This is a genomic window from Pseudomonas mandelii (assembly GCF_002251635.1).
Taxonomy (GTDB): Bacteria; Pseudomonadota; Gammaproteobacteria; order Pseudomonadales; family Pseudomonadaceae; genus Aquipseudomonas; species Aquipseudomonas mandelii_B.
Window position 1 is genome coordinate 1 of record NZ_NMOJ01000236.1, and the last position, 8,275, is coordinate 8,275.

Below are 8,275 nucleotides of genomic sequence, written 5' to 3' on the forward strand. Positions count from 1 at the left end.
GTCCCCTTCGTCTAGTGGCCTAGGACACCGCCCTTTCACGGCGGTAACAGGGGTTCGAGTCCCCTAGGGGACGCCACGATTACCCGCTCTGCGGGATTTTTAAGGGTCATTCAATTATTGAATGGCCCTTTTGTTTGTCTGGCGTTTGGCCAAATCCCCCATTTCTTTCAAACTGTTCTTCAGACCAGCGGTCACATCCACGACTTGCGGAAAATTATTATGAGAATAATATTCTAGTCGTAATATTCGGAGGCAACGATGAACGATAAAAAAGCGCAAACCCGCGAACGCATTTTGCAGGCTGCCAGCGCGGCGTTGATNCAGCGCGGCCCGGCCGAACCGAGCGTGGGCGAAGTGATGGGCGCAGCCGGCCTGACGGTTGGCGGCTTCTATGCGCACTTCGAAAGCAAGGACGCGATGATGCTGGAAGCGTTCAAGCAACTGCTCGGTCACCGCCGTGGCTTGATCGCCGACATGGACGCCGAACTGACCGGCGAAGAGCGTCGCGCGTTGGTGGCTGCGTTTTACCTGTCACGCAAACACCGTGATTCCTCGGATTCCGCGTGCCCGATCCCGGCGTCTGTCGGTGAGTTGGGGCGCCTGCCGGACGCGTTTCGCGTGGCGCTCAATGAGCATGTGGAAATGATGGCCGCCCAGTTGGCTGCCAGCCCGGAAGACACCGACAAAGCCCTGGCGGATATGGCCCTGATGATCGGCGGTCTGGCTCTGGCGCGGGCGCTGGGGCCTGGAGAGTTGTCCGATCGATTGCTGCGCGCTGCCAAGTCGGCGGTGCTATGACCTGAAGGCATTGGCCTGAGGAGTGAGAGCGATGAGCACGTTGAAGTGGGTTCGTGGCGTTAATGGCACCTTGGGCTGGTTTGCACCGAAACTGGTCGCGAGCAAAATGCGACTGGCGTTCATGACGCCGCGAGAGCTGCCACCGCGTGACTGGGAATTGCCGCTGCTGGCGCAATCGGAGCGCATGACCTTGCGTTTCGGTCTGTCGGCGCTGCGCTGGGGGCAAGGGCCCGCCGTGTTGCTGATGCACGGTTGGGAAGGGCGCCCCACGCAGTTCGCCAGCTTGATCACCGCGCTGGTGGATAACGGTTANNCGGTCGTTGCGCTGGACGGTCCGGCGCATGGTCGCTCACCGGGCAGCGAAGCGAATGTCGTGCTGTTTGCCCGGGCCATGCTCGAAGCGGCCGCNGAGTTGCCGCCGCTGCATGCAGTGGTGGGGCATTCCATGGGCGGCGCCAGTGCGATGCTGGCCGTGCAGTTGGGCTTGCGCACCGAAACCCTGGTCACCATCGCCGCACCGGCGCGGATTCTCGGGGTGCTGCGCGGTTTTGCCCGTTATGTGCGGCTGCCGCCCAAAGCGCGTTCGGCGTTTATTCGCCAGGTCGAGAAAGACGTCGGTATGCGCGCTGCAACGCTGGATGTTGCGCACTACCAGCTCGACATGCCCGGCCTGATCGTCCATGCCGAAGATGACAACTTCGTCTCGGTCAAGGAATCCCAGTTGATCAACGAGGCCTGGTTCGACAGCCGGCTGTTACGCCTGGAGGAGGGCGGGCATCAACGCGTGCTGGCCGATCCTCGGGTGATTGATGGCGTGTTATCACTGCTGGCCGGTCGCAGCCTGCAATCGCGCCAATCGGCCTGAGCATCCGTTACACTGCCCCGGTCGACATCATCTGACCGGGAGTGGGGCATGGGCTGGGATCGGGCAACGCCATTTATCATTGATCTGGAAGTCGGCGCCGAGGACATCGACGGGCTGGGGCACGCGAACAACGCGGTGTACGTGACCTGGCTCGAACGCTGTGCCTGGCGCCACTCGCAGCGGTTGGGTCTGGACCTTGTCGAGTATCGGCGGCTGGATCGGGCGATGGCGGTGGTTCGGCACGAGATCGATTATCTGGCCGCCGCCTATGAGGGCGATGAATTGCAACTGGCTACCTGGATTGTTGACTGGGACCAACGCCTGAAAATGACCCGCCGCTTCCAACTGGTTCGCCCCCGCGACNACACCACGTTGCTGCGCGCGCAAACCACCTTCGTTTGCATCGAGCTGTCCACCGGCAGGCCCAAGCGCATGCCCGCCGAGTTCATCGAAGGCTACGGTGCGGCGTTGCAAGTTCCAAGTTGACGCGATCCTGTGGCGAGGGAGCTTGCTCCCGCTGGAGCGCGAAGCGGTCCGTCGCAATGAAGAGTGCTTCGCACTCTAACGGGAGCAAGCTCCCTCGCCACAGAGGCAGATGCAAGTCTTTCGACAGAGAATCCAGTAAACTGCCGCACGTTTCTCGTCGAGTGTGTTTTCCATGCAAATTGCTTTGGCGCCCATGGAGGGGTTGGTCGACAACATCCTGCGGGACGTGTTGACCCGCGTGGGCGGTATTGACTGGTGCGTGACCGAGTTCATTCGGATCAACGATCAACTGCTCACGCCTGCCTATTACCACAAATTCGGCCCGGAATTATTGACCGGCGCCCGCACCGCGTCCGGCGTGCCGCTGCGGGTGCAGTTGCTCGGTTCCGATCCGGTGTGTCTGGCTGAAAACGCCGCGTTGGCCTGTGAGCTGGGTTCGCAGGTGATCGACCTGAACTTCGGTTGCCCGGCCAAGACCGTCAACAAATCCCGTGGCGGTGCTGTCTTGCTCAAGGAGCCGGAGCTGCTTAACCAGATTGTCGAGCATGTACGCCGCGCAGTGCCCGCGCATATTCCGGTCACCGCCAAGATGCGCCTTGGTTTCGACAGCCCGGACGGTGCGCTGGTGTGCGCCACGGCCCTGGCTGAAGGCGGTGCGGCACATATTGTGGTGCATGCACGGACCAAGGCCGATGGTTACAAGCCGCCCGCTCACTGGGAGTGGATCCCGCGCGTGCAGGACGTGGTCAAGGTGCCGGTGTTCGCCAATGGCGATATCTGGAGCGTCGAAGACTGGAAGCGTTGCCGCGAAATCAGCGGGGCCGANGACATCATGCTCGGTCGCGGCCTGGTGTCGCGCCCGGACCTGGCCCGGCAAATCGCAGCGGCGCGGGCCGGTGAAGCAGTGGTCGAGATGACGTGGGCCGAGTTGTTGCCACTGATCCAGGACTTCTGGCTGCAGGCCAAGGCTCAGATGACAGCACGCCAATCGCCGGGTCGTTTGAAGCAATGGCTGGCGATGCTGACCCGCAATTATCCAGAGGCGGTGGAGCTGTTCACTGTCCTGCGCCGGGAAACCGAACTGGATCAAGTCTCGCGTTTGTTGGGGCTACAGGTGTCGGAAGCGGCCTGAGAAAAAACTCAAAAAAATCTGAAAATAATCTCTTGAAAAGCAATCGGCGATCCCTATTTAGGGATTACGCGATGCCGAATTCGGGTCGCGGAGACAAAAAACCTTGCTGATTGTTTTCAGGAGATTTGAACCATGACTACTGCATTTTCCCTGGCCCCACTGTTCCGTTCCTCGGTAGGCTTCGACCGTTTCAACGACCTGTTCGAAACCGCCCTGCGTAACGAGCCAGGCAGCACCTACCCACCCTACAACGTTGAAAAACACGGTGATGACCAATACCGCATCGTCGTGGCGGCAGCCGGTTTCCAGGAAGAAGACCTGGATCTGCAAGTCGAGAAGGGTGTGCTGACTATCAGTGGCGGCAAACGCGACGGTACTGAAGGCGTGACCTTCCTGCATCAAGGCATCGCCCAGCGTGCGTTCAAGCTGTTGTTCCGCCTGGCCGATCACATCGAGATCAAGGCTGCCGACTTGCGTAACGGTCTGTTGAGTATTGACCTGGTGCGCATCGTGCCGGAAGAGGCAAAAGCCAAACGCATCCCGATCAACGGGACGCAAAAACCCGCTCTGCAGTAACAAATCAGAGCAATAAGAAGGGCGCCATTCGGCGCCCTTTTTTTTGTCAGNNATTTCAGGAGTTTCTGGAATTCCTCCACCGGCAACGGCCGACTGTGCAAATACCCCTGATAAAAATGGCACCCCAGCCCCTGCAAAAACTCCAGTTGTTCCGGGGTTTCCACGCCCTCGGCGATCACGTCCAGGTTCAGGCTGCGGGCCATGGCCACAATGGCGCGGATGATTTCTGCATCGTTGGGGTCATGGGTGGCGTCGCGCACAAAGGACTGGTCGATCTTCAGCGCATCCACCGGCAGGCGCTTGAGGTAGGTCAACGACGAATAGCCGGTGCCGAAGTCATCCATCGCAAAGCTCACGCCGAGCTTTTTCAGGCGGCGCATCTTGGCCACGGTGTCTTCCAGATTCTGGATGACGATGCCTTCGGTGATTTCCAGTTTCAGCAGCGAGCAGCGCAGGCCGTGGCTGCTGAGGCTGTGTTCGATGCGTTCGACGAAGTCGTTTTGACGAAATTGCCTCGGGCTGATGTTGACGCACAGGCTGAAGCTGAGCGGGTTCACGAGGCCTTTGGCAACCAGCTTTTTGAAGGCCCCACAGGCTTCGTCGATGATCCAGGTGCCCACTTCCAGAATCAGCCCGCTGTCCTCCAGCACCTTGATGAACTCGGTGGGCGATTGCGGGCCGAGTTCCGGGTGGTCCCAGCGCACCAGCGCTTCGGCGCCGACAATGCGGTTGCCTCGGGCGTCGACCTGGGGTTGGTAATGCACGCTGAACTCTCCGCGTGACAGGGCCAGGCGCAGGTCGGTTTCCATGCGCAAGCGCTCGCTGGCGGCCTTCTGCATGGTGTTGTGATACATCTGCGTGGTGTTGCGACCCGAATCCTTGGCGCGGTAAAGCGCAATGTCGGCGCGTTTGAGCAGGTCGGTCGGGGTCGAACCGTGGTCGGGAATCAGCGCGATGCCGATGCTCGGCGTTACTTGCAGGCGCTGGCCGTCGAGGAACATCGGCTCCGACAACAGTTCACGCAACGTGTCCGCCAACTCCCGAACCTGAGCGCTGACTTCGTTGCGCGAGCCCTCAAGGCCACTGAGCAGTACCACAAATTCATCCCCGCCCAGGCGCGCTACCGTGTCCTCCATGCGCACGCTGGCTTCCAGGCGCGCGGTGACGATTTTCAGCACGGTGTCGCCCACCGGGTGGCCGAGGGAATCGTTGATGTGCTTGAAGTGGTCGAGGTCGAGGAACAGCAACGCGCCGCGTAAGTTGTGGCGCTTGAGCAGGGCGATCTGCTGGCTCAGGCGATCCATCAGTAACGCGCGATTGGGCAGGTTGGTCAGCGGGTCGTGATAGGCCAGGTGACGAATCTGCGCCTGGGCGTTTTTCAGCAGGCTCACGTCCCGNGCAGTCAGCAGCAGGCACGCCGTCTCGTTGAGGGTGATCGGCTCCACCGAGACTTCGACGGTCAACAGTTCGCCGCGCTTATTGCGGCCAAGCATTTCCTGATGGTGCACCCGGCCCTTGAGCTGCAGCTCGGCCAGCAGCGCCGAGCGTTGTTTTTCTTCAGCCCAGATGCCGACCTGATACACCGTGCGGCCCACTACTTCGTCGGCGCGGTAGCCGGTCAGTCGGCAGAACCCATCGTTGACCTCCAGATAGCGCCCGGTGTCGCGCTCGGTGATGGTGATCGCATCGGGGCTTGAGTGAAACGCCTTGGCAAACTTCTCTTCGCTGGCCTTGAGTGCCGCTTCGGAGCGTTGCTGCTGGGTGATGTCGCGCAAGGTCGTGACGATGCACGGTTGGTCGCCGACGTTGATCTGCCGGCTGGAAATTACGCAGGTCAGGGACTGCCCGTCTTTGTGCTGGGCGACGATCGCGACATTGTTCAGTCCCTGTTCGCGGATGACTTGTTCGATCCGTTGCAGGCTTTTCGCTGACGAGTCCCACAGCCCGATTTCGTCGGCGCGGCGGTCAATCACTTCGGCGGCGCTCCAGCCAAAGGTCTGGGTAAAGCTGGAGTTGATCTCGATGAACTGGCCCGTGTCCTGGCNNGTCACGCAGATCGGGTCCGGGCTGACCTGGAACAGCGTGGCGAATTTCTCTTCGGAGGCCACCAGCCGTTGTTCGCGCTCCACTTGATCGGTGATGTCCAGCAAGGTGCCGGCCATGCGCAGCGGGGTGCCGTTTTCATCGCGGTAGAGGCGGGCGCGGCTTTCCAGGTAGCGTGAACTGCCGTCCGGTAGCTGCACGCGGTAGGTCAGCTGATAATTGCCGGCCGGCCCTTCGCGCAGGCTGCGGTAAGCGTCGCGCATGCTGCCGCGCTCTTCGTCGGGCACACCTTCGAAAAACGCGTCGAAGGACTCATGGAAGGGTTTGGCTTCCAGTCCGTGCAACTGCGCAGCCCGCGCCGAGCCGTAGAGCATGCCGGTGGGGATGTGCCAGTCCCAGGTGCCCAGTTGCGCCGAATCCAGGGCGAGGTCGAGGCGCTCCTGGCTGTCCTTGAGGGCTTGCTCGGCGTTTTTGCGCTCGGTGGTGTCGAGAAAGGTGCTGATCAGGTAAGCCTCGCCCTCCAGCTCGACTTTCTGCGCGCTGAGGGTGCCATCGTGGATCTGGCCGTTGCTGGCGCGGAACTGCACCTCCATGCTGGTCAATTCGCCCTTGGCCTTGGTTGCCTTGACCAGCATGTCCCGTTGTTCAGGGTGCACCCAGAGGCCCAGTTCGACGGTGGTTCGGCCAATCGCGTCCTGCACTGGCCAGCCGAACAGGCTTTCGAAATACTGGTTGGCTTCGGTAATCAGGCCGTCGGATTGACGGGTCAGCAGGACCATGTTGGGGCACAGGTGAAACAGCGTGGCGAAGCGTTTTTCCGANCTGCTGAGGGCGCGCTCGCGCTCGCGCTGGTGAGTGATTTCGCGGATCACGCCAATCATCCGCGGCCGGCCGTGTTTGTCCGGCAGCAGGCTGCCGTTGATCTCCAGCCAGTGCAGGCTGCCGTCGGGCCAGCGGATGCGGTGGTGCATCGCCTGCTCCAGCGGGGCGCCGGCTATTACGGCATGAAAGGCACGGATGGTTTTTGCCCGATCCTCCTGGGGCAGCAAGTCGAGGTATTCCAGATCGGCCGGTAACGGTTGCCGGGGATCGAAGCCGAACAACGCCTGAGTGCCCCGCGACCAGCTGATCTGACCGCGCTCGATGTCCCAATACCAGGCGCCCAGCCGCGCACCGTTGAGGGCAGCCAGCAACTGCGGCGCGCTTTCCCAGCTCTGCTCGGACCGTTTCGGGTCAAGCGCCTGTATACGTGGCATCGGCGGAATACGGTCAACAGATTTCGGCATTGGCAAGCCTTGGCTGAGTGAAGTGTCAGGTTCAGTGACTCGAGGCTCTATAGAAGTAGCACAGCTTAGCCGAGAGTCCCTGGCAGATCGATTTGCGCATCCAGCAAGGCCATGAAGGCCCGCGCAGCGTTCGACAGCGTCCTTTCGGTGTGCACGATATAGCCTAGCTGGCGACTGAGCTGTATGCCCGGTAAAGCGATGCTTGCCACCTGATCGTCGAGCATGGTGCGCGGCAAAACGCTCCAGGCCAGGCCGATAGACACCATCATCTTGATGGTTTCCAGATAATTTGTGCTCATGGCGATGTTCGGCGTCAGTCCCTGAGCCTCGAACAAGCGCTGAACGATGTGATGAGTGAACGTGTTGCCGCCGGGAAACACCGCCGGATGCAGGGCAATGTCCGCCAGGCTGACCGGGCCGTTGCTGATCAGCGAATGCTCCGGGGCGACCACGAAATCCAGGGGGTCGTCCCACACCGGCGTGGCTTTGACCAAGGTATGGGGTTCCGGGGCGAGGGTGATCACCGCCAGTTCCGCGCGGCCATGTAGGATTTCCTCGTAGGCCACTTCCGAATCGAGAAACTGAATATCCAGTGCCACTTGTGGGTAGCGCCGGGTGAACTCCCTTAGTAAGGGCGGTAAACGGTGCAGGCCAATGTGGTGACTGGTGGCCAGCGTCAGGCGCCCGGTCACTTCGCCGGTCAGGTTGGTGAGGGCACGGCGCGTATCGTCCAGCACGTTGAGAATCTGATAGGCACGCGGCAGCAAAGCCCGTCCGGCCTCGGTCAGGCCGACTTCACGGCCCAGGCGATCGAACAGGCGCACCTTCAATTGCTGCTCCAGCCCGGCGATACGCTTGCTGATCGCCGGTTGCGTCAGGTGCAGCCGTTCCCCTGCGCCGGAGAAGCTTCCGGTCTCGGCAATGGCGATGAAAGCGTTGAGATTGGCCAGGTCCATTGCAGTATTCCAGTTGGTTATCCAAAGCATAAAAAATATGAATTTGAGTTATTTAATGTAGCGCCATACCATCAGCCTCACAAGCCAAAGGGTTATTCAAANNGCCCGGGGCATAGAAAGANGCTGATGAGGA

At 60.8% G+C, this 8,275-nt stretch carries 6 protein-coding genes, 1 tRNA gene and 1 pseudogene; 6 read left to right on the forward strand and 2 right to left on the reverse strand.

Annotation, left to right across the window (positions count from 1 at the left end; all coding sequences use genetic code 11):
• The 6 genes from B7L09_RS28295 (at position 1) to B7L09_RS28320 (ending at position 3,857) form a co-directional block, all read left to right on the forward strand.
• Positions 1–76, forward strand: a tRNA-Glu gene (locus tag B7L09_RS28295).
• Positions 77–258: 182 nt separating this feature from the next.
• Complete coding sequence (locus B7L09_RS28300) at positions 259–798, forward strand: TetR/AcrR family transcriptional regulator (RefSeq protein WP_094471602.1); 540 nt, start codon at positions 259–261, stop codon at positions 796–798.
• Positions 799–829: 31 nt separating this feature from the next.
• Entirely contained in the window at positions 830–1,663 is an 834-nt protein-coding gene (locus B7L09_RS28305; protein ID WP_094471603.1) for an alpha/beta fold hydrolase, read from the forward strand.
• A gap of 48 nt (positions 1,664–1,711) precedes the next feature.
• Positions 1,712–2,149: an acyl-CoA thioesterase gene (locus B7L09_RS28310; protein WP_094471604.1), complete on the forward strand. Its 438-nt coding sequence runs from the start codon at positions 1,712–1,714 to the stop codon at positions 2,147–2,149.
• A gap of 172 nt (positions 2,150–2,321) precedes the next feature.
• The gene (locus B7L09_RS28315; protein ID WP_094471605.1) at positions 2,322–3,281 is read left to right on the forward strand and encodes a tRNA dihydrouridine synthase; all 960 of its coding nucleotides are present in this window, start codon (positions 2,322–2,324) and stop codon (positions 3,279–3,281) included.
• Positions 3,282–3,413: 132 nt separating this feature from the next.
• Complete coding sequence (locus tag B7L09_RS28320) at positions 3,414–3,857, forward strand: Hsp20 family protein (protein ID WP_094471606.1); 444 nt, start codon at positions 3,414–3,416, stop codon at positions 3,855–3,857.
• A 53-nt stretch (positions 3,858–3,910) separates the two neighbouring features.
• Here B7L09_RS28320 and B7L09_RS28325 read toward each other — a convergent pair.
• Together B7L09_RS28325 and B7L09_RS28330 are read right to left on the reverse strand one after the other, a co-directional pair.
• A pseudogene (locus B7L09_RS28325) lies at positions 3,911–7,186 on the reverse strand (PAS domain S-box protein); the annotation flags it as partial.
• A 65-nt stretch (positions 7,187–7,251) separates the two neighbouring features.
• Complete coding sequence (locus B7L09_RS28330) at positions 7,252–8,142, reverse strand: LysR family transcriptional regulator (RefSeq protein WP_094471607.1); 891 nt, start codon at positions 8,140–8,142, stop codon at positions 7,252–7,254.
• Positions 8,143–8,275: the final 133 nt, after the last annotated feature.